This is a genomic window from Campylobacter sp. CNRCH_2013_0855 (assembly GCF_025773025.1).
Lineage (GTDB): Bacteria > Campylobacterota > Campylobacteria > Campylobacterales > Campylobacteraceae > Campylobacter_D > Campylobacter_D jejuni_C.
Genome location: NZ_JAKMTE010000003.1, coordinates 38,783 through 64,577, shown reverse-complemented (window position 1 = coordinate 64,577; position 25,795 = coordinate 38,783). Strand labels below are relative to the sequence as shown.

The 25,795-nt window shown below is 29.5% G+C and carries 23 protein-coding genes, 1 tRNA gene and 1 pseudogene; 21 read left to right on the top strand and 4 right to left on the bottom strand.

The window, feature by feature from the left end:
- Positions 1-2 precede the first annotated feature (2 nt).
- Positions 3-971: a capsular polysaccharide synthesis protein gene (locus L8X40_RS02660; protein WP_087699251.1), complete on the top strand. Its 969-nt coding sequence runs from the start codon at positions 3-5 to the stop codon at positions 969-971.
- On the opposite strand, the pseudogene L8X40_RS02655 reads toward L8X40_RS02660, so the two are convergent.
- The 4 genes and pseudogenes from L8X40_RS02655 to waaC all read right to left on the bottom strand — a co-directional run bounded on the left by L8X40_RS02655 (position 955) and on the right by waaC (position 5,576).
- A pseudogene (locus L8X40_RS02655) lies at positions 955-2,128 on the bottom strand (glycosyltransferase family 2 protein). The gene L8X40_RS02660 and the pseudogene L8X40_RS02655 sit on opposite strands and share 17 nt — an antisense overlap.
- A gap of 3 nt (positions 2,129-2,131) precedes the next feature.
- The gene (locus tag L8X40_RS02650) at positions 2,132-3,679 is read right to left on the bottom strand and encodes a glycosyltransferase family 2 protein (RefSeq protein ID WP_263667230.1); all 1,548 of its coding nucleotides are present in this window, start codon (positions 3,677-3,679) and stop codon (positions 2,132-2,134) included.
- 8 nt (positions 3,680-3,687) lie between these two features.
- On the bottom strand, positions 3,688-4,560 hold the full coding sequence (locus tag L8X40_RS02645; protein ID WP_263667229.1) for a lipid A biosynthesis lauroyl acyltransferase: 873 nt from the start codon (positions 4,558-4,560) through the stop codon (positions 3,688-3,690).
- Complete coding sequence (waaC, locus tag L8X40_RS02640) at positions 4,557-5,576, bottom strand: lipopolysaccharide heptosyltransferase I (RefSeq protein ID WP_087699243.1); 1,020 nt, start codon at positions 5,574-5,576, stop codon at positions 4,557-4,559. The genes L8X40_RS02645 and waaC overlap by 4 nt, the downstream gene beginning before the upstream one ends.
- A gap of 65 nt (positions 5,577-5,641) precedes the next feature.
- Here waaC and L8X40_RS02635 point away from each other — a divergent pair, with 65 nt between their 5' ends.
- From L8X40_RS02635 to L8X40_RS02540, 20 genes are all read left to right on the top strand, one after another.
- Positions 5,642-6,421 carry a 3'-5' exonuclease gene (locus L8X40_RS02635; RefSeq protein ID WP_263667227.1) on the top strand — a complete coding sequence of 260 codons (780 nt, stop codon included), beginning with the start codon at positions 5,642-5,644 and terminating at the stop codon, positions 6,419-6,421.
- A gap of 58 nt (positions 6,422-6,479) precedes the next feature.
- The gene (gene galE / locus L8X40_RS02630; protein WP_263667225.1) at positions 6,480-7,466 is read left to right on the top strand and encodes a UDP-glucose 4-epimerase GalE; all 987 of its coding nucleotides are present in this window, start codon (positions 6,480-6,482) and stop codon (positions 7,464-7,466) included.
- Positions 7,460-9,154, top strand: a complete 1,695-nt coding sequence (locus L8X40_RS02625; protein ID WP_263667224.1) for an ABC transporter ATP-binding protein — start codon at positions 7,460-7,462, stop codon at positions 9,152-9,154. The genes galE and L8X40_RS02625 overlap by 7 nt, the downstream gene beginning before the upstream one ends.
- Positions 9,151-10,215, top strand: coding sequence for a glycosyltransferase (locus L8X40_RS02620; protein WP_263667223.1), 1,065 nt, complete (start codon positions 9,151-9,153; stop codon positions 10,213-10,215). The genes L8X40_RS02625 and L8X40_RS02620 overlap by 4 nt, the downstream gene beginning before the upstream one ends.
- Before the next feature lies 1 nt (position 10,216).
- Positions 10,217-11,317 (top strand): glycosyltransferase, encoded by a 1,101-nt coding sequence (locus L8X40_RS02615; RefSeq protein WP_087699239.1) that lies wholly within the window; start codon positions 10,217-10,219, stop codon positions 11,315-11,317.
- 1 nt (position 11,318) lies between these two features.
- Positions 11,319-13,457 (top strand): STT3 domain-containing protein, encoded by a 2,139-nt coding sequence (locus L8X40_RS02610; protein ID WP_263667221.1) that lies wholly within the window; start codon positions 11,319-11,321, stop codon positions 13,455-13,457.
- Entirely contained in the window at positions 13,454-14,581 is a 1,128-nt protein-coding gene (gene pglA / locus L8X40_RS02605; protein WP_263667220.1) for a N,N'-diacetylbacillosaminyl-diphospho-undecaprenol alpha-1,3-N-acetylgalactosaminyltransferase, read from the top strand. The genes L8X40_RS02610 and pglA overlap by 4 nt, the downstream gene beginning before the upstream one ends.
- Positions 14,574-15,176, top strand: a complete 603-nt coding sequence (pglC, locus tag L8X40_RS02600) for an undecaprenyl phosphate N,N'-diacetylbacillosamine 1-phosphate transferase (RefSeq protein ID WP_220567224.1) — start codon at positions 14,574-14,576, stop codon at positions 15,174-15,176. The genes pglA and pglC overlap by 8 nt, the downstream gene beginning before the upstream one ends.
- Positions 15,163-15,759, top strand: a complete 597-nt coding sequence (gene pglD / locus L8X40_RS02595; RefSeq protein ID WP_263667219.1) for a UDP-N-acetylbacillosamine N-acetyltransferase — start codon at positions 15,163-15,165, stop codon at positions 15,757-15,759. Before pglC ends, pglD begins: the two co-directional genes overlap by 14 nt.
- The gene (gene pglE / locus L8X40_RS02590) at positions 15,756-16,916 is read left to right on the top strand and encodes a UDP-N-acetylbacillosamine transaminase (RefSeq protein WP_087699233.1); all 1,161 of its coding nucleotides are present in this window, start codon (positions 15,756-15,758) and stop codon (positions 16,914-16,916) included. Before pglD ends, pglE begins: the two co-directional genes overlap by 4 nt.
- 1 nt (position 16,917) lies before the next feature.
- Positions 16,918-18,681 (top strand): UDP-N-acetylglucosamine 4,6-dehydratase (configuration-retaining), encoded by a 1,764-nt coding sequence (gene pglF, locus L8X40_RS02585; RefSeq protein WP_214135950.1) that lies wholly within the window; start codon positions 16,918-16,920, stop codon positions 18,679-18,681.
- A 113-nt stretch (positions 18,682-18,794) separates the two neighbouring features.
- Positions 18,795-19,172: a chemotaxis response regulator CheY gene (locus L8X40_RS02580; RefSeq protein ID WP_039619063.1), complete on the top strand. Its 378-nt coding sequence runs from the start codon at positions 18,795-18,797 to the stop codon at positions 19,170-19,172.
- Positions 19,173-19,184: 12 nt separating this feature from the next.
- Complete coding sequence (locus tag L8X40_RS02575; RefSeq protein ID WP_214100190.1) at positions 19,185-20,021, top strand: 50S ribosomal protein L11 methyltransferase; 837 nt, start codon at positions 19,185-19,187, stop codon at positions 20,019-20,021.
- On the top strand, positions 20,021-21,943 hold the full coding sequence (gene ftsH, locus L8X40_RS02570) for an ATP-dependent zinc metalloprotease FtsH (protein WP_263667217.1): 1,923 nt from the start codon (positions 20,021-20,023) through the stop codon (positions 21,941-21,943). Before L8X40_RS02575 ends, ftsH begins: the two co-directional genes overlap by 1 nt.
- Positions 21,943-22,560, top strand: coding sequence for a phosphatidylserine decarboxylase (locus L8X40_RS02565; RefSeq protein WP_263667215.1), 618 nt, complete (start codon positions 21,943-21,945; stop codon positions 22,558-22,560). The genes ftsH and L8X40_RS02565 overlap by 1 nt, the downstream gene beginning before the upstream one ends.
- Positions 22,557-23,267: a CDP-diacylglycerol--serine O-phosphatidyltransferase gene (pssA, locus tag L8X40_RS02560; RefSeq protein ID WP_214100193.1), complete on the top strand. Its 711-nt coding sequence runs from the start codon at positions 22,557-22,559 to the stop codon at positions 23,265-23,267. Before L8X40_RS02565 ends, pssA begins: the two co-directional genes overlap by 4 nt.
- A gap of 63 nt (positions 23,268-23,330) precedes the next feature.
- The gene (locus L8X40_RS02555; protein ID WP_214100194.1) at positions 23,331-23,885 is read left to right on the top strand and encodes a PepSY-associated TM helix domain-containing protein; all 555 of its coding nucleotides are present in this window, start codon (positions 23,331-23,333) and stop codon (positions 23,883-23,885) included.
- A 49-nt stretch (positions 23,886-23,934) separates the two neighbouring features.
- Positions 23,935-24,024, top strand: a tRNA-Ser gene (locus tag L8X40_RS02550).
- A 96-nt stretch (positions 24,025-24,120) separates the two neighbouring features.
- Positions 24,121-25,590 (top strand): DNA methylase, encoded by a 1,470-nt coding sequence (locus tag L8X40_RS02545; protein WP_263667214.1) that lies wholly within the window; start codon positions 24,121-24,123, stop codon positions 25,588-25,590.
- A complete protein-coding gene (locus L8X40_RS02540) occupies positions 25,583-25,777 on the top strand; it encodes a hypothetical protein (RefSeq protein WP_087699221.1) in 195 nt (64 codons plus the stop codon). The genes L8X40_RS02545 and L8X40_RS02540 overlap by 8 nt, the downstream gene beginning before the upstream one ends.
- The last annotated feature ends 18 nt before the right edge of the window (positions 25,778-25,795 follow it).

The following is a 25,795-nucleotide window of genomic DNA, read 5'->3' as shown; positions in this document are numbered from 1 at the left end:
AAATGTTATATAGTTTTCTAAAAAAAATATGTATTTTTATACCTATAAAATCAATAAGAAGAAAATTAAGAAATCATATCCAGTATAAACTAGAACATCCTAAAGTAGCTAGTTATCTTTCAAAAAACTATGTCGATCCTTTTTTAGAAGGGAAAATTCCTCATTTTGATTTTGAAAAAAAACATCATTTTATAAACGATAAAATCATTTGGCAGTTTTGGTACCAAGGTAAAGATCAAGCTTCACCTATGATACAACAATGCTTTAACTCGATACAAAGTCAAATGAAAGATGACTACACAATCATCATTTTAGATAAAGATAATATAAAAGATTACCTTGATTTTCCACCATTTGTTATAGAAAAATTGGAAAATAATTTTTTTGGAGAAAAAACTATAACTTTTTTTTCAGATCTTTTAAGAGTATGTTTGCTTGCAACTTATGGAGGTATATGGTGTGATGCAAGTATATTTTTAAGCTCTAAAATTCCTAATGAGCTTTGTGATAAGGATTTTTTTACCTTTGAAAGATCAAAAACAAAACCTAGTAAAGAAAAATTGAAAAAATTTATCAAAAGTGGATATTTTTCTTATGGATATTTTAACTGGAATGATGATTTTAAGGTTAAAATACTAAATAGTTTTATAATCTCAAAATCTCATCACAAAAATATCCAAGCTATGAAAAACATACTTATATATTATTGGTTAAATGAGAAAAACCCTAACAACTTTTATTATTTTACTTTTCAAATTATCTTTGAACTTTTAAAAGAGCATGGCTTTGTAAATGATGTTTATAAAAACATGAGTGATATAGAATGCCATTTATTACAATTTAGCGCCAAAGAAAAATTTAATCCAACTCTTTGGGAAGAAATTCAAAAACAAAGTTTTTTACACAAACTCACGCATTTTAAATCTATAAAAAAAGATTCAATGATAGATAAAATCATCTTGCAAAGTTGATTTTATCTAAAAATACCTTTTATTTTTTGCCAAATTTTCCAAAGATCATAAGGAATTTTTGTTTGGATAAAAGGTTTTATTATAGATAATTTTTCCTTTAAATTTAAAGGATCTTTTTTAAATTTTTTAATCATCAAAGCCTTTTTTACATAAAAAGGCAAAAATGTCTCTTTTATAGCCAATGTATTTTCGCTCTTTTGGTCTTTAAAAAATTCTATCAGTTCCAAAGCTGTTATCATCCTGCTTGCTGCTTTTAAATAATTTTTTGTCTCTTTAGCATTTTCTCCAAAAAATTCATACAAGTCTTTAAAATACTCTGACACATTTGCTTTTGTGACTTTCTTATCATGGTTTGATATACTATTTGCTCTCAAACGACACAAATACAATCTTTTTGGTAAAATATAAATATTATTAGCACAGCTAAATAAAACCATACCAAAATGAATATCTTCATTGATGATTTTGTTAATAAATTTAAGTTTTAATTGTTTTAAAAACGAAAAATCTATCATACCACCCCAACTAAATGAAATATCCCTCGAACCTACTTTTATAGCCTGCTTAGCATAGTCTCTTGGAGTGATAGTGCATTCTTGAGTAAAATTAAATATATTCATCCTTGTCTTTTGGCCTTTATCTTCTATACCATCATCATAAATACAAGCATGATCAAACCACAATACATCTACATTTTGCATTCTTACAACACACTCTTCTATGCAGTTTAACTCCCAATAATTATCAGAATCTAAAAAGATAATATAATCAATCTTTGGAATTTCTAATTTATCATCTACTAAAGCATTTTTGTACTTATAAATTTTATAAATATTTTGTGGATTATTGCCAACAATCTTAAAAATATTTAATTCATTTTCTTGTTCAATATGTTGTATTTCATATTCTCCATAAAAAAATTCTATACCTACATTTCTAGCACTACTTAAACCACCATTTTTTTTATCAAAAAGAGTAATTCTTTTATCTTTTAAAGTGTATTCTTTTGCAATATTAAGTGAGTTTTCATCTATACTACCATCATTTACTAGTATGATTTCTAAGTTAGTATAAGTTTGATTGATTACGCTATCTAAACATTCTTTTAAATATTTTTCTACATTGTATATGGGGATTACTACGCCTACTTTTTTCATGCTTTATCTCCAAGTTGTTTTTTTATTTTTTATAGTTTCAAGATAAATTTGATGATTAATCTCAAGCATATTTTTGCTATTTTCTTCATGGTAAATATGATAAGCTAAGGCATTAAATTTAAGCCTTTTAAACACTCCATTATTAAATAAAAATCTAGCTACAAACTCGCTATCTTCCCTACCCCAACCTATAAATTTTTCATTAAATCCCTCAATGGCTTCAAAATCACTTTTATAAAAACTCATATTGCAAGTTTTACTACCTTTAACAAGTTGTGATTTTTTAAAAAATTTCTTAGTTAGTTTTGAAAATTTATATACACATTTAGCTAAAAAAATATTTCTATGATTTTTAAAACCTTTTTTGTCAAATGCCAAACTAAAATCATTTTTGTTTAAAAGTTCTTTGCTTTCTTTTTCATTTAAAATAGTTCTTGAGCCTTGCAAAATAGTCTTTAAGCTAGCAAATTTTAAATGATCTCTGATGAAACTTTTTTCTAAAATCATATCCCCATCGATTAAGATAATATATTCGCTATTAGAAGCATTAATTGCCTTATTGCGACTTGCCGCAGCACGAAACCCCTCATCTTCTTGCCAAATATGCTCCAACTTACAAGGAAAATCTTTTTGATAAGCTTGTATAAGCTTAGCTGTATCTTCCCTACTTCCATCATCAGCTATTAAAATCTCATCTGGTAAAGGTTCTAAGTTTTTAACGCTATCAAGCACCAAAGCAAGTCTTTCTTTTTGATTATAGGTTGTAATGATTAAAGCGCAAGTTTGTGGCTTTTGCTTTTTTAACTCATATAATTTCATATATTTAAAAAAAGCTCCAAGGCCATTGCAAGTACTTATAATAAAGCCTTTATAGCCATAAAAAATTCCTTTTTTTAAAACATAATTTCTAAAAAAAGTCCAAATTCCTCTTAACAATGCCTTGCAAATGCTACTTTCTTTATGTAAATTTTGCAAAGCCCAAAGCTTGGAGTATTTTTGAAGCTTATCTAATAAACCATCGATATCCTCAAAAGCAAAATGCCTCAAACCATTTTGCAACTTAATTTTTTTACTATCTTTATGTAAAATCAAACTCTCATGCACTAAATTTTCATTAAAACTAGTATGGGTTTTATTAAACACACGCATTACATAATCAGGCCACCACCCACAAGCTTTAATCCACTCTCCATTATATAAATTTTCTCTTGGTAAAGCTATGATATCTTCTTTATTAGGCTCAATTTGCCCTAACTCTTGTAAAAATTCTTTCTTAGCAAGCTCATCTGCGTCAATATTAAAAATCCAATCATTACTAGCATAACTTATGGCTAAATTTTTCAAAGGTCCAAAACCTATAAATTTATGCTGATAAATCTTGATATTTTTATAACTTTTACTAAACTCATAAGCAATTTTCAAAGTATCATCATTACTATCATTTTCTATCAAAACTATCTCGCCAAATTCTTGCAAAGATTCCAAGCAAGCTTTTAAAGTTTTTTGAGCATTTTTAACAATCATTATTACACTAATTTGCTTTAAATCCATCTTATATCCTATAAATACAACTCATGATTGTATCTTTTAAATCTCTTATGAAAGAAAAAATACTCATCAGGTTTAAATTTAATCATTTCTTCACAACACTTTGCTTGATACTTAGTAAGCTCTTCTATACTTGCCTTACTTGCATCTAAAGCCTTAAAAGTTTTTACAAAAAATTTCTTATCTTTTTGATACACAAAACAAGGTAAAATCATAGCATTTGTTTTTTTTGCAAGCACACTTGCACCTGCTATGAAATTTACTTCTTGATTAAAATATTGTATTTTTATACTTTCACCATCTACCGCATCTTGATCGGTTAAAATTCCAAGCGATCTGCCTTCTTTTAAGGCTTTTAGCATTTTTTTAAGCCCGCCTTTTTTTTCTATAAGTTCTATATTAAATTGCGTGCGATTTTTACTTAAAATTTTATCCATTATCACGCTATCAAGCGCTCTTCCAACTATGGAAATTCCTTGAAATTTAGCTCCAAAAGACAAAGCTAAAAGTTCCCAATTGCCATAATGAGCCGTAGTTACGATCAAGGGTCTTTTACTTTGCATTATATTTAAAATTTGCTCCTCATCATCAAAGTAAATTTTATTGATAATTTCTTCTTTGCTTGCATTTTGATTTTTAATAAAATCAATCCCAAATTTAGCAAAATTTTTATAAATATTAAGACTAGTTTCATCACGCCATTTTTGATCTTTTTCAGGAAAGCAAATTTTTAAATTTATATCAATGATTTTGCGGTGTTTATGATTTAACTTATAAGTGATTAAAGCAACCAAATTTGCAAAAGAGTTTAAAAGCTTTGAAGGTAAAATCTTCACAAAAGTTTTTAATATATAAAAAAGGCTTAGATATACATAATTTATCATTTTTCTAAAAGCTCACAAGCAAGTTTAAAAATATCTTTTTCATCGATATTTTGTATGCAAAAATCACTCTTATCTATATGTTTTGAATGCAGTATTTTTTTACCTGCATTGATCGTTTTGTTGATATTTGTTTCATAAGCATTTCTTTGACTAGGAGTAGCACCAAAAATCGTTATAGAAGGCTTGTTTAATGCAAAGGCTAAATGAGTAGGCCCGCTATCATTTCCGATAATCAAATCGCTTGCCTTAGTTAAAGCACAAAGCTCACTTAAGCTTAATTTTGGCGCAAGTTCTATTTTCAAATGCTTTAAATTTAAAACTATATCTTTAGCAAAATTAAACTCATTAACATTACCCCAACCAAGCATGATTTTTGCACTAGTAAAATACTCTAAAAGCATTCTACAAAGTAGTATCAAACGCTCTTTTGGGTAAATTTTATTAGGCATAGATGAGCCTACATGTATAAGTATATTTGGCGTACTTTCATTTAAAGAAAGTCTTTGCTCTAACTCTTCTTTTAACTCATCATCTATGCTAAAACAACTTTGCCTTAACTCTATATCGCTATGATCAAAATGCTCATTTAGCACATAAGCTACCAAAGAAAGATTACGCACAATAATATTTTCTTCATAATTACACGCAAATTTATGTGTATAAAAATTGCTCGCAAAGCCCTCTTTGATACTTTCTTGATCAAAACCAAAAGTATTAGCACATAAAAATTTACTTACCAAAGCAGATTTAATCAAACCTTGCAAGTCAATCACAACATCATATTTGTTTTGCCTTGCTTCAAAAAGCATAGTAAAAACTTCTTTGAATTTTCTATCTTTTAAAGGCAGGGCATATACCTCATTGATCATTGGATGATCTTGCAATAATCCTGCAAATCTTGCATCTACAAACCAATCAATACTCGCCTTAGGATAGTGCTTTTTAATAAATTGTAAAACAATTACCGCATGGATGATATCTCCAAGTGCGGATAATTTAACCAAACCTATTTTCATATACTACTTTATTTTTAAATTTTCTGTTATGATTTTAACAAAGATTTTTTAAAAAAAGGTTTATCATGCAAGAATATATTTGCGTTTTTGATTGTGAGAGCATTCCTGATGTAGAATTGATAAAACATCTTTATGATTTTAATGGCGATGATTTAAGCATTAGCAAGCAAGCTTTAGAAAGACAAAAAGAAGAAAGTGGAAGTGAATTTTTACCCCTACCTTTTCATAAAGTTGTAAGCATTTGTGCAGTGATTGCAGATAAATTTGGAAATTTCATCAAAGTCAATAAAATCAAAGGCGAAAATGAACAGCAAATGTTAGAAGAGTTTTTTAACTTCATAGACAAATACCAACCCCGCCTTGTAAGTTTTAATGGTAAAAGCTATGACATGCCTTTGCTTGTTATAAGAGCATTAAAATACAATATCAACGCAAGTGCTTATTTGGACGCAAGCGATAAATGGAATAATTATAAAAGTAAATTTGTAGAAAATAAACATTGTGATTTATTAGAATCTTTAGGAAGTTTTGGTCAAAAAAGCTTAAGACTTGACACGCTTTGTGCTATGGCAGGACTTCCTGGAAAATATGATGTGCATGGAAATGAAGTATTAGAACTTTTTTATCAAAACAAATTAGAAAAAATTCACGAGTATTGCGAGAGTGATGTGTTAAACACCTATATGCTATTTTTAAAATACGAACTCATCAAAGCTAATTTAACCCAAGAAGATTATCTTAATATTTTAGAAAATTTCAAAGAAGAACTTTTGCAAAAACATAGCGATAAAAGCTATCAAAAGCCATTTTTAGAAGCCATAGAAAAAGAAAAGAGCAAGTTTTAAATTAATTAAGAAAAGTATATTAAAATAACTATTATTAAATATCACAAAAAGGATAAAAATGAAAATTTTAATCACCGGTGGCGCAGGATACATAGGCTCTCATACTTTAAAACAATTTTTAGAAACAAATCATGAAATTTGTGTATTAGATAATCTTTCAAAAGGCAGTAAAAAAAGTTTGGATGAACTTTCTAAAATCAGACCTTTTAAGTTTTTTGAGCAAGATTTAAGCGATTATGCTGGGATTAAAAAACTTTTCAAAGAAGAAAAATTTGATGCAATTGTGCATTTTGCAGCTAGTATTGAAGTTCCTGAAAGTATGGAAAATCCTTTAAAATATTATATGAACAATACCGCAAACACAAGTAACTTAATCCAAACTTGTTTAGAAACAGGTGTGAAAAAATTCATTTTTTCTTCAACCGCAGCTACTTATGGAGAGCCACAAACTCCTATCGTAGATGAACAAAGCCCATTAGCACCGATTAATCCTTATGGACAAAGCAAGCTTATGAGTGAAAAAGTCCTACAAGATGCTAATATGGCAAATCCTGAATTTAAATACTGCATTTTAAGATACTTCAATGTAGCAGGTGCTTGCATGAGTTATCCTATAGGACAACGCTATCCAAAAGCCACTTTGCTTATCAAGGTTGCTGCTGAAGTAGCTACAGGAAAAAGAGAAAAGCTTTATATTTTTGGCGATGATTATAATACTAAAGATGGCACTTGTATTAGAGATTTTATCCATGTTGATGATATTTCAAGTGCGCATTTAGCTGCTTTAGAATACTTAGAAAACAATGAAAGTAATATTTTCAATGTAGGCTATGGACATGGCTTTAGCGTAAAAGAAGTTATTGAAACTATGAAAAAAGTAAGTGAGGTGGATTTTACAGTAGAACTTGCACCAAAAAGAGCTGGGGATCCTTCTGTGCTTATTTCAAATGCGGATAAAATCAAAACTCTAACCAACTGGAAACCAAAATATGATGATTTAGAATTAATCTGCAAAAGTGCTTATGAGTGGGAAAAGCAGTGTTAAAAAAACTTTTTTTCATACTCAATGCTCATGATAAGAAATTTTTATTTGCTTTGCTAATTTTTTCTATTTTTATAGGATTTATAGAAAGCTTTGCTATTTCTTTAATCATGCCTTTTGTATCGGTAGCGAGTAATTTTGAGCTTTTAGAAAAAAGTTCCTATTTTCAACCTATATATGAGTATTTAAATTTACCAAGTTATAAGATTATTGCTTATTTTGGCTGTATATTAATCGCCTTTTATATTTTTAGAGCCTTTTTAAATGCCTTTTATTTTCATTTGCTTGCGCGTTTTTCTAAAGGGCGTTACCACAGCCTTGCTTGTCGTATTTTTGATAAATACTTACATCTTGAATATGAAAATTTTACTAACAAAAATCAATCAGAACTTTTAAAAACTATTACTCAAGAAGTATTTCATTTAAGCACTTTAATTAGTGCTTTTTTACTTATGCTAAGTGAAAGCTTTGTGGTGTTTTTACTTTATACTTTATTGCTAATTATCAACTATAAAATCACCCTGGCTTTAAGTGCTTTTTTACTTTTAAATGCTTTCATTTTAATCAAAATCCTCTCGCCCTTGGTAAAAAAAGCTTCCATAGCTAGAGAAGAGGCGATGAAAAATTATTTTGAAATTTTAAATGCAAATTTAAACAACCTTAAAATCATCAAACTCAAAACCAAAGAACAAAGTACACAAAAGCTTTATGAAATTCAAAGTGGGCTTTTTGCCAAAGCAAATATTAGCAATGAAAGCATGGCAAGCATTCCTAGAATTTACCTTGAAGGTATAGGTTTTTGTATGCTTTGTTTTATCGTAGTGTATTTAGTTTTAAGATATGAAAGTGATATTTCATCTATCTTAGCAACTATTACTATTTTTGTGGTGGCTCTTTATAGGCTTATGCCAAGTGCTAATCGTATCATCACAAGTTATAATGAAATCACATATTATAAAAACTCTTTAGATATTATTTATAACATGCTCAATGAAAAAGAAGAAAAGCTAGGCGATGAAAGTATTGATTTTAAAGAAAAAATCGTTTTGAAAAATCTTTTCTTTGCTTATAAGGGCAAGAAAAATTTATTTAAAAATTTAAATTTTGAGCTTAAGAAAAATGAAAAAATCGCTTTTATAGGTAAAAGTGGAAGTGGTAAAAGTACTTTAGTTGATCTTATCATAGGACTTTTAAAACCAAGTGATGGAGCTATTTTTGTAGATGGAATTAAGCTTGATGAGAGCAATATAAAAAGTTTTAGAAGTAAAATTGGCTACATACCTCAACAAATTTATCTTTTTAATGATTCTATTGCTAAAAATATTAGCTTTGGAGAAGAAGTAAATGAAGCGCTTTTATACAAAGTGATCAAACAAGCTAATCTTGAAAGCTTTGTAAATTCACTTGAAGATGGAGTGCATACTAAGGTAGGTGATTCAGGTTCGTTTTTAAGTGGAGGGCAAAGACAAAGAATAGCCATAGCAAGAGCGCTTTATCAACAACCCGAAATTTTAGTTTTAGATGAAGCAACTAGTGCTCTTGATCAAGAAAGTGAAGCAAAAATCATGGAAGAAATCTATAAAATTTCAAAAGATAAAACCCTCATCATCATAGCCCATAGGCTCTCAACTATACAAGGTTGTGATAGAGTATTTGAAGTAAAACATGGGCATTTAAAGGAACAAGTATGAAAATCACTTTCATCATAGCTACTTTAAATTCAGGCGGTGCTGAAAGAGTATTAGTCACTTTAGCTAATGAACTTTGTAAAAATCATGAAATAAATATTATTAAATTTCACAAAGAAGACTCTTTTTACAAGCTTGATCCAAAAATCAAACTTTTTACCCTAGAGCAGTTTGACTTTTCCACTCTTTATAATAAAATAGCTTCACGCATTAAAAAATTCAAAGCCTTAAAACAAGCACTTAAAGATCATAAAAGTGATGTTTTTATCTCATTTTTAGATACCACTAACATCGCTTGCATTTGGGCAAATAAAGGCTCCAATACACCTTTAATTATTAGCGAGCATAGCTCTTATACCTATTTAAAATCTAAAATTTGGAAGTTTTTACGCCGTATAAGTTTTCCTCATGCAAATGCTCTAACCGTGCTAAGTAATGATGATAAAAATTATTATGAAAACTTTGTTAAAAAAGTTATCAATATGCCAAATCCTTGTCATTTTAGCCCTATTAAAGAAAATTTAGAAAAAGAAAATAATGTCATTTTCGTAGGCAGACTTGATCATAATAAAAATACTTCTATGTTTTTAAAAGCCATAGCAAAACTAGATACAAATTTACAAAATCAATATAATTTTTTCATAGCAGGCGATGGAGAATTAAGACAAGATTTAGAACAAGAAGCTAAGAATTTAAATATCAAGGTTAATTTTTTAGGTAAAGTTGAAAATATGCAAGAGCTTTATAAAAAAGCAAAAATAATCTGCCTTTGCTCTTTCATAGAAGGCTTGCCAACGGTTTTGCTTGAAAGTTTATATTATCAAGTAGCACGCATTAGCACTAAATACACAAGTGGTCATAAAGATTTAATTGATGATGGAAAAGATGGATTTTTGGTAGATTTAGATGATGAAAAAGCTTTAAGCAAAAAACTCGCCCTTTTAATGCAAGATGAAAATTTAAGAAAAACACTAGCGCTTAATGCACAGCAGCGATGTAAAGATTATGAAGTGGCCAATGTAGCACAAAAATGGCTTGATTTGATCAAAGAAGTAAGGGTTTAACATGAAAAAACTAGCAATTTTTATTTATTCTTTAGGAAGCGGTGGTGCTGAAAGGGTTGTATCTACGCTATTGCCTGTGTTAAATTTAAAATATGAAGTACATTTGATTTTAATGAATGATAAAATATCATATGATATTCCTGAGGTTAATATCCACTACCTTGAAAAATCAAATCCAAGCGAAAGTAATTTAGCTAAATTTTTAAAACTACCCTTGCTAGCTATGAAATACAAAAAGCTTTGCGAAGATTTAAAAATCAATTTACAATTTGTATTATTAAATAGACCTAATTATATTGCATTAATGGCAAAATCCCTAGGACTTAAATCAACCCTTATTATCAATGAATGTACCACTCCAAGTGTGATTTATAAACATAATAATCTAAATTCTTTTATCAATAAATTTCTTATTAAAAAACTTTATAACAAAGCAGATTTAATCTTAGCAAATTCCATAGGAAATAAAGAAGATTTAATACAAAATTTCAATATAGAAGCTAAAAAATGCGATATTTTATACAATGCCATAGATTTAGAAAGTATTATAGAAAAATCTAAAGAAAAAATAGTCTTTAAAGATCCTTTTATATTAAGCGTTGGTAGACTTGATCATGGTAAAAATCATGCTATGCTTATAAGAGCTTATGCAAAGGTTAAAACTGATTTAAAATTAGTCATTTTAGGCGAGGGTATTTTAAAAGATGAGCTTTTAGCTTTAATAGAAACTTTAAATTTGAAAGATAAAGTCTTTTTACTAGGTTTTGATAAAAATCCTTATAAATACATGAGCAAATGTGACTTTTTTGCTTTTGCTTCAAGTTTTGAAGGTTTTTCTAATGTTTTAATCGAATGCCTAGCTTGTAATACTGCCGTACTTTGCACTGATCATAAAAGCGGTGCAAGGGAATTATTTTTAAATGATGAGTTTGGACTTTTGGTAAAAGTAGATGATGAAAAAGCCATGCAAGAAGGCTTAGAAAAAATGTGCAATGATGAAGCATTAAAAGCTTCATATAGACAAAAGGCTTTTTTGCGCGCAAAAGAATTTGATAAAATTAGCATAGCAAAGCAATTATTTGAATTTTTTAACAAGGCATAAAATGAAACTACGACAAAATTTCACTGATAATAATTCTATAAAATATACCTGTATTTTAATCCTTATAGCCTTTGCTTTTAGTGTTTTGTGTAGATTATACTGGGTAGCTTGGGCAAGTGAGTTTTATGAGTTTTTCTTTAATGATCAACTTATGATTACTACTAATGATGGCTATGCGTTTGCAGAAGGTGCAAGGGATATGATAGCAGGTTTTCACCAACCTAATGACTTATCTTATTTTGGAAGCTCACTTTCTACTTTAACTTATTGGCTTTATAGCATTTTACCTTTTAGCTTTGAAAGTATTATTTTATATATGAGTACTTTTTTTGCTTCTTTGATTGTTGTGCCTATTATATTAATCGCAAGAGAGTATAAACTCACTACCTATGGCTTTATAGCAGCCTTACTTGGAAGCATTGCAAATAGTTATTATAACCGCACTATGAGTGGGTATTATGATACTGATATGCTAGTGTTAGTTTTACCAATGCTTATTTTACTTACCTTTATACGCTTAACTATTAATAAAGACATTTTCACCCTACTTTTAAGTCCGGTTTTTATCATGATTTATTTGTGGTGGTATCCATCAAGTTATTCTTTAAATTTTGCCATGATAGGACTTTTTGGTCTTTATACTTTAATATTTCATAAAAAAGAAAAGATTTTTTATCTAGCTATTGCTTTAATGATCATAGCTTTAAGTATGCTAGCATGGCAATATAAACTTGCTTTAATTGTATTGTTATTTGCTATTTTTGCTTTTAAAGAAGAAAAAATTAATTTTTATATGATTTGGGCTTTGATTTTTATTAGCATTTTGATTTTACATTTAAGTGGTGGTTTAGATCCTGTTTTATATCAACTTAAATTTTATGTTTTCAAAGCTTCTGATGTGCAAAATTTAAAAGATGCTGCTTTTATGTATTTTAATGTCAATGAAACCATTATGGAAGTAAATACTATCGATCCTGAAGTGTTTATGCAAAGAATTAGTTCTAGTGTTTTAGTATTTATCCTTTCTTTTATAGGTTTTATCTTGCTTTGCAAAGATCACAAAAGTATGCTTTTGGCTCTACCTATGCTTGCACTAGGTTTTATGGCTTTAAGAGCTGGACTTAGATTTACCATTTATGCAGTTCCTGTGATGGCTTTGGGTTTTGGGTATTTTTTATATGCTTTTTTTAATTTTTTAGAAAAAAAACAAATCAAACTTAGTCTAAGAAATAAAAATATCTTACTCATACTCATTGCATTTTTTAGTATAAGCCCTGCTTTGATGCATATTTATTATTATAAATCCTCTACTGTTTTTACTTCTTATGAAGCTAGTATTTTAAATGATTTAAAAAATAAAGCTCAAAGAGAAGATTATGTCGTTGCTTGGTGGGATTATGGTTATCCAATACGCTATTATAGCGATGTAAAAACCTTGATCGATGGTGGAAAACACCTAGGAAAAGATAATTTTTTCTCATCTTTTGTATTAAGCAAAGAACAAATTCCAGCAGCTAATATGGCAAGACTTAGCGTAGAATACACTGAAAAATCTTTCAAAGAAAACTACCCTGATGTTTTAAAAGCTATGGTTAAAGATTATAACCAAACAAGTGCTAAAGATTTTTTAGAAAGTTTAAATGATAAAGATTTTAAATTTGATACCAATAAAACAAGAGATGTATATATTTATATGCCTTATAGAATGTTGCGTATCATGCCTGTGGTGGCACAATTTGCAAATACAAATCCTGACAATGGAGAGCAAGAAAAAAGTTTATTTTTCTCCCAAGCTAATGCCATAGCTCAAGATAAAACAACAGGTTCTGTTATGCTTGATAATGGAGTAGAAATTATTAATGATTTTAGAGCTTTAAAACTAGAAGGTACAACTATACCTTTAAAAGCTTTTGTAGATATAGAATCCATCACTAATGGTAAATTTTATTACAATGAAATTGATTCAAAGGCTCAAATTTATTTACTCTTTTTAAGAGAATACAAAAGCTTTGTGATTTTAGATGAAAATCTTTATAATAGTGCCTACATACAAATGTTTTTATTAAATCAATACGATCAAGATTTATTTGAACAAGTCACTAATGATGCAAGAGCAAAAATTTATAGGTTAAAAAGATGAAAATAGGAATTTTAACCCATAGTGCAATGAGTGTGTATTATTTTCGTCTTGCACTCATTAAGGCTTTAGAAAAAAATAATCATGAAGTTATAATCATCACTCCAAAAGATGATTTTGCTATTAGGTTACAAGAGCTAGGCTATAAGGTTTGCTTTTATGATTTAGCTAGATCAAGTGTTAATCCTTTAATTGTTTTTAAAAATTTACTTAGTTTAAAAAATACACTCAAAAGTTTAAATTTAGATCTTTTACAAACAAGTGCTCACAAAAGCAATACAACAGGTATTATAGCGGCTAAAATGGCGGGTGTTAAATACACTTTTGGTTTAGTTGAGGGCTTAGGAAGTTTTTATATAGATGATGATTTTAAAAGCAAATTAGTAAGAATGAGCATTAATTTACTTTATAAAATTTCTTTTAAACTTGCTAATGGTTTTATTTTTGTCAATGAAAGCAATGCTTTATTTATGAAAAATTTAGGCTTAAAAGAAGAAAAAATCAAAATCATCAAATCTGTAGGCCTAAATTTAAAACAATTTTTACCTTTAAAAATTAGCACAGAAGAAAAACAAGCTTTTTTAAAAGAACACAATATGCCTGATAAACCCATCATTTTAATGATTTCAAGAGCACTTTGGCATAAAGGAATTAAAGAATTTTATGAAGCAAGCCAAATTTTAAAAGATAAGGCAAATTTTGTTTTAGTGGGTGGAAGAGATGATAATAAATCTTGCGCACCATTAGAATTTTTAAACTCAAATGATGTTTTTTATCTTGGTGCAAGAAGTGATATTGCACATTTATTAAATTTATGCGATATTTTTGTTTTACCAAGTTATAAAGAAGGCTATCCAAGAACGGTTTTAGAAGCACAAGCTTGTAAAAAAGCGTGTGTGGTTAGTGATGCTGAAGGTTGCATTGAAGCAGTGGATAATGCCATAGATGGTTTAATTTGCAAATGCAAAGATAGCAAGGATTTAGCTGAAAAAATCGCAGTTTTACTAGAAGATGAAAAGCTAAAAAATACTTTAGCACAAAATGCTTTTCTTAGAGCGCAAAATTATGATGAAAATATCATAGCTTTGAAATATCTTGACTTTTATAGGGGTTTTATAAATGTATAAAAATGGTTTAAAGCGTGTTTTTGACTTTTTTTTGGCTTTGATTTTATTGATTATTTTTTTACCCTTTATAGTGCTTATAGGTATTGTTTTAAAAATCGTTCAAGGAAGTGTGCTTTTTAAACAAGCAAGACCAGGATTAAATGAAAAAATTTTTTATATTTATAAATTTAAAACTATGAGTGATGAAACCGATGAAAATGGAGAATTACTTCCTGATGAATTACGCTTAAAGCCTTTTGGTAAGCTAGTTAGAAGCTTGAGTTTAGATGAATTACCACAGCTTTTTAATGTATTAAAAGGCGATATGAGCTTCATAGGCCCAAGACCTTTACTTGTAGAATACTTGCCCTTATACAATCAAGAGCAAAAAAAACGCCACGATGTAAGACCAGGCATTACAGGTTGGGCTCAGATTAATGGACGCAATGCTATTTCTTGGGAGCAAAAATTTAAATATGATGTAGAATATGTGCAAAATTGCTCTTTTTTATTTGACCTTAAAATCTTTTTTATGACCATTGTTAAAGTTCTAAAAAGAAGTGGGGTTAATAAAAAAGGAGTAGCTACAACGGATAAATTCAATGGACACAACTAAAAGTATTTATATATATGGTTCTAGTGGGCATGGTTTAGTCTGTGCTGATGTAGCTAGAAATTTAGGATATGAAAAAATCATCTTTTTAGATGATAATAAAGGCTTAAAATATCACTCCGACTTAGAAAAACACGATATGTTTATTGCTATTGGTGCAAACTCTATTAGAGAAAAACTTTTCAAAAAAGCAAAAGATGATGGATTTAGATTAGTTAATTTGATACACAAAAGTGCTATTATTAGCCCAAGTGCTTTTTTAGATGATGAGGGTATTTTGATCATGCCAAATGTCGTAGTTAATGCTAAAGCTAGTATAGCAAAAGGTGTGATTTTAAATACTGCTTGTGTGATTGAGCATGAGTGTTTTGTAGATGAGTTTAGCCATATTAGCGTTGGAGCTAAACTAACAGGAAATGTAAAAATAGGAAAACGTTGTTTTTTAGGAGTTAATTCAAGTGTTATTCCTTGTATAAGTTTAAATGATGATATAACTTTAGGTGCGGGAGCGGTTGTGGTTAAAAACTTAACTTCTAAAGGCATTTATGCTGGAGTTCCTGCTAAGAAAATAAAGGAGGTAAAATGAGATTTTTTCTATCAGCGCCACATATGAGCGGAAAAGAATTAGAATACATACATAAAGCTTTTGAAAGTAATTATATAGCACCTTTGGGTGAGTTTGTTAATGCCTTAGAACAAAGTATTAAAGATTATACAAAAAGCTCTAATGCACTTGCTCTAAATGCAGCCACTGCAGCCATTCATCTAGCTTTAAGAGTTTTGGGCATCAAAGAAGGCGATGTGGTTTTAGCTTCAAGTTTTACTTTTATTGCTTCAGTAGCGCCTATTTCTTACATGAATGCTACGCCTGTATTTATTGATTGTGATGAAACTTATAATTTAGATGTAAATTTATTAAAAAAAGCTATCAAAGAAAGTCCTAAAAAGCCAAAAGCTCTCATTTTAACACACCTTTATGGTAATGCTTCTAAAATGGATGAGATTATCCAAATTTGTAAAGAAAATGAGATTTTTTTAATCGAAGATGCTGCTGAAGCTTTGGGAAGTTTTTACAAAAATAAAGCTTTAGGTACTTTTGGGGATTTTGGAATATATTCTTTCAATGGTAATAAAATCATCACAACAGGTGGTGGTGGCATGCTTGTGAGTGAAAATCATGCTAATCTTGAAAAAGCAAGATTTTATAGTACCCAAGCTAGAGAAAATTGCCTTCATTATGAGCATAAAGAATATGGCTATAATTATAGAATGAGTAATATCTTAGGTGCAATCGGCACTGCTCAAATGGAAGTTTTAGAAGAAAGAGTAAGTAAAAAGCGTGAAATTTATAGCTGGTATAAAGAATTTTTAAGCGGGACTTTTACTTTTTTAGATGAGCTTGAAAATACCAAGTCAAATCGCTGGCTAAGCACTGCTTTACTTGATTTTGATTTAAATAAACTTAATACCTATGAAAAACATTGTATATGTGAAAATAAAAATGTTCAAATTCAAGATAAAATTTTAAAAATCATACAAGTTTTAAAAGATAATAAAATCGAAAGCCGTCCACTTTGGAAACCTATGCATTTGCAAGAACTTTACAAAGGATGCGATGCTTACTTAAATGGTAATAGTGAGTTTTTCTTTAGTAACGGAATTTGCCTTCCAAGTGCAACTACTATGAGTAAAGCTGATGTAGAGGAAGTTTCTACTTTAATCTTAAACACCTTAAAGGACTAAGATGGATTATAAAAGCAAACGCTTAGGTTTTTTCCTAGGCGCTGATATTTTACTTTTTGTTATAAGTATTTATTTGTCTTTTTCTTTACGCTTTAGTGCAGATATCCCAAGTGAATTTTATGAAGGTATGTTTAAAAGTGCTGTGATTTTGATTTTACTTAAAATCATTTTTCTAGCTTTTTTTAGAATTTATCAAGTTGCTTGGAGATTTTTCTCACTTAATGAAGCGCGTAAATTAGTTATTGCTTTAGCTTTGGCTGAGCTTGTATTTTTAGCAATTTATTATTTTTATGATGATTTTTTTAATCCTTTTCCAAGAAGCGTTATAGGAATAGACTTCGTTTTATCTTGTATGTTAATTGGAAGTTTGCGTATAAGCAAAAGAATGATAGTTGATTTTAGAAAGCCAAAATATAATGAAGAACATCCTTGTATAGTAGTTGGTGCTACTTCAAAGGCTTTGCATTTATTAAAAGGAGCTAAAGAAGGGAGCTTAGGACTTTTTCCTGTAGCTGTGGTAGATGAGCGTAAAAATTTAATAGGTACTTATTGTGATAAATTTATAGTTGAAGAAAAAGAAGCAATTAGAAAATATACCGCTGAAGGTATTCATACTGCTATCATTGCTTTAAAACTTGAGCAAGAAGAACTTAAAAAGCTTTTTGATGAGCTTATTGCTTATGGGATTAATGATATAAAACTTTTTTCTTTTACGCAAAATGAAGCAAGAGATATAAGTATCGAAGATTTATTAGCGCGTAAGCCAAAAGATTTAGATAATGCTTGTGTGATTGATTTTATCAAAGATAAAATAGTTTTAGTTAGTGGAGCTGGTGGAACTATAGGAAGTGAGCTTTGTAAACAATGTATTAAATTTGGTGCAAAACACTTAATCATGCTTGATCATAGCGAGTATAATTTATATAAAATCAATGAAGAATTAAGCTTACATAAAGAAAAAATCGAGCCTATTATGATGAGTATATTAGACAAAGAAGCTTTAGAAAAACTTTTACAAGAAAAAAACATAGATTTGATCTTACACGCAGCAGCCTACAAGCACGTGCCTTTGTGTGAGCAAAATCCACATTCAGCTATTTTAAATAACATCATAGGTACTAAAAATTTAATCGATCTTGCAAAAACTTACAAGGTTGCCAAATTTGTTATGATAAGTACTGATAAAGCTGTAAGACCAACTAATATCATGGGTTGTACAAAAAGAATTTGTGAGCTTTATGCGCTAAGTTCAAGTTGTGAAAATTTTGAAGTAGCTTGTGTGCGTTTTGGTAATGTTTTAGGCTCAAGTGGAAGTGTTATACCTAAATTTAAAGCTCAAATTGCAGCTAATGAGCCACTTACTCTTACTCATCCTGATATAGTACGTTATTTTATGCTTGTGGATGAAGCTGTACAACTTGTTTTACAAGCTGCGGCTATTGCAAAAGGTGGGGAGTTATTTGTGCTTGATATGGGCGAGCCTGTTAAAATCATGGATTTAGCTAAAAAAATGCTTTTACTTTCTAATAAAAAGTTAGAAATTAAAATCACTGGACTAAGAAAAGGCGAAAAACTTTATGAAGAACTTTTAATCCATGAAGATGATTTAAAAACTCAATATGAAAGTATATTTGTTACCACTAGTGAAATTAAAGATTTGAAAATTTTAAATCAAGAAATAGAAAGATTACTCCAAAGTACAGATCCTTCAAAAGTTTTAAAGGAAATTGTGCCTGAGTTTAATCATAACAAAAACGGAGAGTGATTAAATTCTAATTTTATTTTTAAATGATATAATACATACTTTTAATTGATTAATAAAAATAAAAACGATACAATTACACTTTTATGTAATTATATCAAGACAAAGGAAAAAAAGTGAAGTTATTAGTAGTTGATGATAGTTCTACCATGAGAAGAATAATCAAAAACACTCTTGTAAGATTAGGTCATAAAGATGTTTTAGAAGCTGAACATGGAGTTGAAGCTTGGGATTTGCTTTCACAAAATGATGACATAAAAATTTTAATTACTGACTGGAATATGCCTGAAATGAACGGCTTAGAATTAGTAAAAAAAGTAAGAGCGGAAGAAAAATACGCTGATATGCCTATTATTATGGTAACCACAGAAGGCGGTAAGGCAGAAGTTATTACAGCTTTAAAAGCAGGTGTAAACAACTATATCGTAAAACCTTTTACACCTCAAGTATTAAAAGAAAAACTTGAAGATGTTTTAGGAACAAACGAAGGCTAATTATAAGTTTTTATGCAAACACATTATTACGAACTTTTTTTTCAAACAGACAAGGAATATTTAGATTTATTCCTTGATCTTATTTTTTCTCTAGATATAGATGCCATAGAAGAAAAAAATGATGGTATTTATATACGATCAGAAGAAGATATAGAACTCATTCAAATAGCCTTACAAAATTTTCATCAAAAATTGTGTGAAAAATTTAACACTAAGATTTATTTTCATTCTACTTTAGAAAAAAAAGAAAATAAAAACTGGATAGAAGAGTATAAAAAGGGCATACAAGCTTTAACTATTGACAATATTCACATTCATACCACTTGGCAAAAACCTATGCAAGATAAAATCAATATCATTATAGATCCTGCCTTAGCTTTTGGCTCAGGACATCATGAAAGCACTTATACTTGTATAGAATTTTTACAAAAATACACAGATAATTCCAAATTTTGCTTAGATGTAGGCTGTGGAAGTGGGATTTTAAGTATCATCATGGCAAAGCTTGGAGCTAAAGTACAAGCTTGTGATACAGATGAGCTAGCCATAGTTGCAAGCAAGGAAAATGCAAAATTAAATCAAGTTAGCTTTGATGATATTTGGGTAGGTTCTATTAATAAAAGCTTACATAAATATGATATAGTTGTGGCAAATATCATTGCTGATATTTTAATCATACTAGAAAAAGATCTTAAAGAAAAAACCAAAGAAGGTGGAATTTTAATCTTATCTGGTATTTTAAACAAATATGAAGAAAGAATTAAAGATAAATTCAAAGATTTGACTTTGTTAGAATGTAAACACAAAGGAGAATGGTTGAGTTTAGCTTACAAAAAGGAAACAAAATAATGAATAAAAAACCAAACGAACCAAAAGATAATCCAAACAATAATAGCTTTTTCAATAAAAACCCTATTTTTATTTTTGCTATTTTTGCCATTGTGATGATTCTTTTATTTAAAGGATTTTCAGATGATGGTAGCATGGGTATTATGGGTGGAGAAAATACCAAAAAAGTTACTTATTCTGAATTAAAAACTTTAATTGAAAATAATCAAATTGCCCAAGTTAATATAGGTCAAACCACTATAAAAGCTGTGTCTAAAGCAGGAAATATGGTATATATTACTAAAAAAGTTCCAAATGATGCTACTTTTGTGCCTTTGCTTGATTCAAAAGGCGTTTCTTATGGAGCTTTTAATGAGAGTAATTGGTTTATAGATATCTTGCTTTCTTGGGTTTTACCGGTATTTATTTTCTTTGGTATATGGATGTTTTTAGCCTCTCGTATGCAAAAAAATATGGGTGGATCCATACTTGGTATAGGAAGCTCTAAAAAACTTGTAAATTCGGAAAAACCAAAAGTTAAATTCAATGATGTTGCAGGTGTCGAGGAAGCAAAAGAAGAAGTTAAAGAAATTGTTGATTTTCTAAAATACCCTGAAAGATACATCAATCTTGGAGCAAAAATTCCAAAAGGACTATTACTTGTAGGCCCTCCAGGTACAGGTAAAACTTTGCTTGCAAAAGCAGTAGCAGGTGAAGCTGATGTACCATTTTTTAGTGTATCAGGCTCATCTTTTATAGAAATGTTTGTAGGTGTTGGAGCTAGCAGAGTTAGAGATTTATTTGAAAATGCTAAAAAAGAAGCTCCAGCTATTGTATTTATAGATGAAATTGATGCCATAGGTAAATCACGTGCAGCAAGTGGCATGATGGGTGGAAATGACGAAAGAGAACAAACCTTAAATCAACTTCTAGCAGAAATGGATGGCTTTGGCACTGAAAGCTCACCAGTAATCGTACTAGCAGCGACAAATCGCCCTGAAGTACTTGATGCAGCATTGCTTAGACCAGGACGTTTTGACAGACAAGTTTTAGTAGATAAGCCTGATTTTAAAGGTAGATGTGATATTTTAAAAGTTCATATGAAAGATGTTAAAATTTCGCCCGAAGTAAAGGTAGAAGATATCGCAAGATTAACAGCAGGACTTGCGGGTGCTGATTTAGCAAATATCATTAATGAAGCAGCTTTACTTGCAGGTAGAGATTCTAAAAAACATGTGGAGCAAAAAGACTTAGTTGAAGCAGTAGAAAGAGCTATAGCAGGACTTGAGAAAAAATCACGTAGAATTAATGATAAAGAGAAAAAAATCGTAACTTATCATGAATGTGGCCATGCTTTAATCGCTGAAACCACAAAAGGTGCTAAAAAAGTAAGTAAAGTTTCTGTTATACCGCGTGGTTTAGCAGCTTTAGGATATACACTCAATACCCCTGAAGAAAATAAATTTTTAATGCAAAAACATGAACTTTTAGCTGAAGTTGATGTGCTTTTAGGTGGGCGTGCAGCTGAAGAAATTTTCATTAAAGAAATTTCAACTGGTGCAAGCAATGACCTTGAACGTGCAACTGACATCATAAAAGCTATGATTTCTATGTATGGCATGAGTGAAATCGCAGGTTTAATGGTGCTTGAAAAACAAAGAAATACTTTCTTAAGTGGTGGACAAACTATCAAAGATTATTCTGATAAAATGGCGCAAGATTTAGATGAGTATATAAAGAAAACCTTAGATGAACGCTACGCGGGTGTAAAAGAAATTTTAAAAACTTATAGCGGTGCTATAGAAGTAATGGTGCAAGCACTCTATGAAGAAGAAACTATTGATGGCGCTAAAGTAAGAGAGATTATTAAAAATTATGAAGAAGAAAACAATCTTCCAACACGCTTAGAAGAAAAAGAGCAAGAAGCTACTAAGGATAACTAATGAAAACAAATTTTATTGCAAAGGCTGGCTGGAATTTACTCATAGTTCTAGCTATAGTTTTTGCAATAGCTCAATTTATATGGGGATTTTCTTGGCTTTTATGGTGTATTTTTATACTTTTTGCTTGTCTTTTTAGAACTAGTAAAGTTAATTATATAGCAGATCCAAATACTATCATAGCTCCCATAGAAGGAAAAATAAAAAGCATTAAAACAAGCTCATATAAAGAGCTTGGCGAATGCATAGAGGTACAAATTATAAACAATATCATTCATCAAGGCAATATCATAGCTCCACTTGATATGGATATAGAAGAAACTAGGCTAAGGCGCGGGCTTTTTTTATGTCCATTTATGAAAAATACAAATTTAATGGGCGAAAGAATGCTATTTTTAGCACGCTCTAAAGGCAAACAATGGGCATTACGTATCATTTTTGGTGCTTTAAATAGAAAAGCTCATATTGATGATTTTGGTCATCATTTAAACCATGGACAAAATATTGGCTTTATGTTTGATGGCAGTGTGAGTTTATTGCTTCCAAAAGATACTAGAATTTGTGTAAATGAAAATGACAAAGTACGTATTGGTGCATTGATAGGGTATTTAAATCCATGAATTTTAAGTTAATTTATATTTTACCTAATCTTTTTACAGCTGCTTCAATATTTTTAGGCATTATTTCAGTAATTGCTTCTATTAATCAAAATTTTGATAAAGCATTAATTTATATCATTTTATCATTAATTTGCGATGGTTTAGATGGGCGCGTTGCAAGAGCTACAAATTCAACTTCTAAATTTGGAGTTGAGTTTGATTCGCTAGCAGATTTAATAGCTTTTGGTGTTGCACCTGCTATGCTTTTTTATATGAGCATAGGTTATGAATATGGTCGTTTTGGTTCCTTAATAGCAGGTTTGTTTGTGGTTTTTGGCGCCATACGCTTAGCAAGATTTAATGTCACCACAGGCACTTATGAGCCTTCAGTTTTTATAGGACTTCCCATACCAACAGCTGCAGTTGTAAGTGCTTTATGGGTTAGTGCTTATTTATATTATGATTTTTTACATGATTTTTCTTTAATGATAGTATGCATTCAAATACTTTTAGCTTTTTTAATGGTAAGTAATATAAGATACCCGAGTTTTAAAAAAATCGATTTAAAACGTGCAAATGTTTTAAAAGTGTTAATCCTTTTGGTAGTCTTATTTTCTATGCTTTACTTGTATTTTTTAGAAAGTGCATTAATCGTTGCAAGTTTATATGTGCTTTATGGAATCGCACGCAGTTTTTTTACCTTAGCACGCAAATTTAAAAAAGATTAAATTTTATTTTCACTTCATTTTTTAATAATATACTTTTTATTATTTTAAAAAAGGAGTTAAAAAATGAATAAGAACAAATTATTCAGACAAATTCACATTTACATTAGCCTATTTTTCTTGCCACTAGCATTTTTATACGCTGTTACTGGTTTTGCTTATATAGCTGGTTTTGATGGAGAAAGTGGAGCTAAAATTCAAAGTCAAAAAGTTCAAGCTATTATCCAAGAAGGTGCTGAAGCTGAATTTTTAATTGATTTTTTAAAGAAAAATAACTTAAAACTTCCTTCGTCTTTAGAACCAAAACTTAACAAAAAAGGTGATGGTATAGAGCTTGGTGCCATAAACTATACTGCAAGTATTGTTAAAGTAGATGAAAATAACTATGAAATTATCACAAAAGAAAGAAGTTTACTTGGAAATATGATTTTACTTCATAAAGACAAAGGTATGTGGTATTTTTCTGTGCTTGGACTAGCTTTTGCGCTTGCTATGATAATTCTTTATATTTCAGGACTTTTAATCACTATCATAGCTATACGCAAAGACAGAGGCAAACAAATCGCAGTTTTAGGCACTGGTTTTGTTATAACTTTAATCATAGCTTATCTTAGTGTATAAATTTAAGGTATATCTTATAAACAATAAGATATACTTTCCCTTTTAATGCGGACAGATGGGTGAGTGGCTGAAACCACACCCCTGCTAAGGGTGCAGATCTTAACGGGTCTCGAGGGTTCAAATCCCTCTCTGTCCGCCACCTTAAAAATTCATTTTCTTTCATATATTTTAATAGTTTTTATTGTTATAATTAATACTATCAAACTTAATAAATCTAAAGGTAAGCTCACATACTATGCAAATTTATGCTTCTATTGATTTGAAATCTTTTTATGCTTCAGCTGAGTGTGTTTTAAGAAATTTAGATCCTTTAACAACTAATCTTATTGTAGCAGATGAATCAAGAACAGATAAAACCATTATACTAGCAGTTTCACCTGCATTAAAAACTTACAATATACCCAGTAGGTTAAGGCTTTTTGAGTTTAAACAAAAAATCCATTCAATCAATCAAGAAAGACTAAAACAAACTCAAAAACACCGCTTTAAAGCTAAAAGTTTTGATACATTAGAACTTGAAAATGATTTTAATTTAGAACTAGACTACATTATTGCTAAGCCTAGAATGGCAACTTATATAGAATTTAGCACAAAAATATACAGCATTTATTTGAAGTATTTTGATGCTAAAGATATTCATATATACTCTATTGATGAAGTTTTTATCGATCTTAGTTCTTATCTTGAAAAATACAAACTTTCAGCTTATGAACTACTTACTAAGATTTTACTTGATATTTTGCATACAAGTAAAATCACTGCAACAGCAGGTATAGGCACAAATTTATACTTAGCTAAAATTGCTATGGATATACTTGCTAAAAGACAAAAAGTAGATGAAAATGGCTTGCTTATAGCCTTTTTAGATGAAAAATTATATAGATATAAATTGTGGCAGCATAAACCTTTAAAAGATTTTTGGCGTATAGGTAAAGGTATTGCCTTAAAACTTGCAGATTTAAACATTCATACTATGGGAGATCTTGCAAGATTTTCTTTAAAACACGAAGCTTTGCTTTATAAACACTTTGGTGTTAATGCTGAATTATTAATCGATCATGCATGGGGCGTTGAAACTTGCACGATGAAAGATATTAAAAACTACAAATCACAAAATCACTCTAAAGTCATGGCTAAAGTTTTGCCTTTTGCATATGATAATAATCAAACAATAAAAGTTTTAAAAGAACTTGTGGATCATTTGGTGCTTGAACTTATTCAAAATAATCTTAAAACAAACCATATCACACTAGATATACAATATGATAAAAGCAATTTAGAAAATTCAAGTTTTTTGGGTTCTTACAAAGGAGCTATCACTAAAGATAGTTATGGAAGAACTATACCTAAAAATGCTCATGGAAGTATAAATTTAGAAAATTTTACCCATTCTTTAAAAATCATCAATAAAAAAGCCTTAGAGCTTTTTTGCAAAATCAGTGATAAAAACTTAAGCATTAGAAAAATCAGCCTAAGTTTAAATAATATCACAGATAAAGCACAAGAAAATTTCCAAGAATTAAATTTATTTAGTGATTTTAATGCAATTTCACAAGAAAAAAATCAACTTGAAAAAGAAGAAAAACTCCAAAAAGCAAGACTTCAAATCATGCAAAAATTTGGTAAAAAGGCTATTTTAAAAGCTTCAAGCTTAGATAATGAAACTAAAGAAATTACTTCTTTAATAGGAGGTCATAATGCATGATGAGTATAAAGATATACTAGATAAAAAATATCAAAAATCAAAACAATTCCCACTAATGTCAAGAGAAAAAAGAGCGGCACAATTTGCTCCATTTTCAGTACTAAATGGTTTTAGTAAAGCGATTTTAAAAACGCAAAAAGATATGGAAAAAGCATTAGAAAATAGCAAATATCAAGAAGAAAGCTAAATTCTTCTTGATAAAATT

What these genes read in the sequence shown, in the direction of transcription:
- L8X40_RS02660 (WP_087699251.1), top strand. Translation starts at nt 3, where the DNA reads ATGTTATATAGTTTTCTAAAAAAAATATGTATTTTTATACCTATAAAA.
- L8X40_RS02650 (WP_263667230.1), bottom strand. Translation starts at nt 3,679, where the DNA reads ATGGATTTAAAGCAAATTAGTGTAATAATGATTGTTAAAAATGCTCAA.
- L8X40_RS02645 (WP_263667229.1), bottom strand. Translation starts at nt 4,560, where the DNA reads ATGATAAATTATGTATATCTAAGCCTTTTTTATATATTAAAAACTTTT.
- waaC (WP_087699243.1), bottom strand. Translation starts at nt 5,576, where the DNA reads ATGAAAATAGGTTTGGTTAAATTATCCGCACTTGGAGATATCATCCAT.
- L8X40_RS02635 (WP_263667227.1), top strand. Translation starts at nt 5,642, where the DNA reads ATGCAAGAATATATTTGCGTTTTTGATTGTGAGAGCATTCCTGATGTA.
- galE (WP_263667225.1), top strand. Translation starts at nt 6,480, where the DNA reads ATGAAAATTTTAATCACCGGTGGCGCAGGATACATAGGCTCTCATACT.
- L8X40_RS02620 (WP_263667223.1), top strand. Translation starts at nt 9,151, where the DNA reads ATGAAAATCACTTTCATCATAGCTACTTTAAATTCAGGCGGTGCTGAA.
- L8X40_RS02615 (WP_087699239.1), top strand. Translation starts at nt 10,217, where the DNA reads ATGAAAAAACTAGCAATTTTTATTTATTCTTTAGGAAGCGGTGGTGCT.
- L8X40_RS02610 (WP_263667221.1), top strand. Translation starts at nt 11,319, where the DNA reads ATGAAACTACGACAAAATTTCACTGATAATAATTCTATAAAATATACC.
- pglA (WP_263667220.1), top strand. Translation starts at nt 13,454, where the DNA reads ATGAAAATAGGAATTTTAACCCATAGTGCAATGAGTGTGTATTATTTT.
- pglC (WP_220567224.1), top strand. Translation starts at nt 14,574, where the DNA reads ATGTATAAAAATGGTTTAAAGCGTGTTTTTGACTTTTTTTTGGCTTTG.
- pglD (WP_263667219.1), top strand. Translation starts at nt 15,163, where the DNA reads ATGGACACAACTAAAAGTATTTATATATATGGTTCTAGTGGGCATGGT.
- pglE (WP_087699233.1), top strand. Translation starts at nt 15,756, where the DNA reads ATGAGATTTTTTCTATCAGCGCCACATATGAGCGGAAAAGAATTAGAA.
- pglF (WP_214135950.1), top strand. Translation starts at nt 16,918, where the DNA reads ATGGATTATAAAAGCAAACGCTTAGGTTTTTTCCTAGGCGCTGATATT.
- L8X40_RS02575 (WP_214100190.1), top strand. Translation starts at nt 19,185, where the DNA reads ATGCAAACACATTATTACGAACTTTTTTTTCAAACAGACAAGGAATAT.
- ftsH (WP_263667217.1), top strand. Translation starts at nt 20,021, where the DNA reads ATGAATAAAAAACCAAACGAACCAAAAGATAATCCAAACAATAATAGC.
- L8X40_RS02565 (WP_263667215.1), top strand. Translation starts at nt 21,943, where the DNA reads ATGAAAACAAATTTTATTGCAAAGGCTGGCTGGAATTTACTCATAGTT.
- pssA (WP_214100193.1), top strand. Translation starts at nt 22,557, where the DNA reads ATGAATTTTAAGTTAATTTATATTTTACCTAATCTTTTTACAGCTGCT.
- L8X40_RS02555 (WP_214100194.1), top strand. Translation starts at nt 23,331, where the DNA reads ATGAATAAGAACAAATTATTCAGACAAATTCACATTTACATTAGCCTA.
- L8X40_RS02545 (WP_263667214.1), top strand. Translation starts at nt 24,121, where the DNA reads ATGCAAATTTATGCTTCTATTGATTTGAAATCTTTTTATGCTTCAGCT.
- L8X40_RS02540 (WP_087699221.1), top strand. Translation starts at nt 25,583, where the DNA reads ATGCATGATGAGTATAAAGATATACTAGATAAAAAATATCAAAAATCA.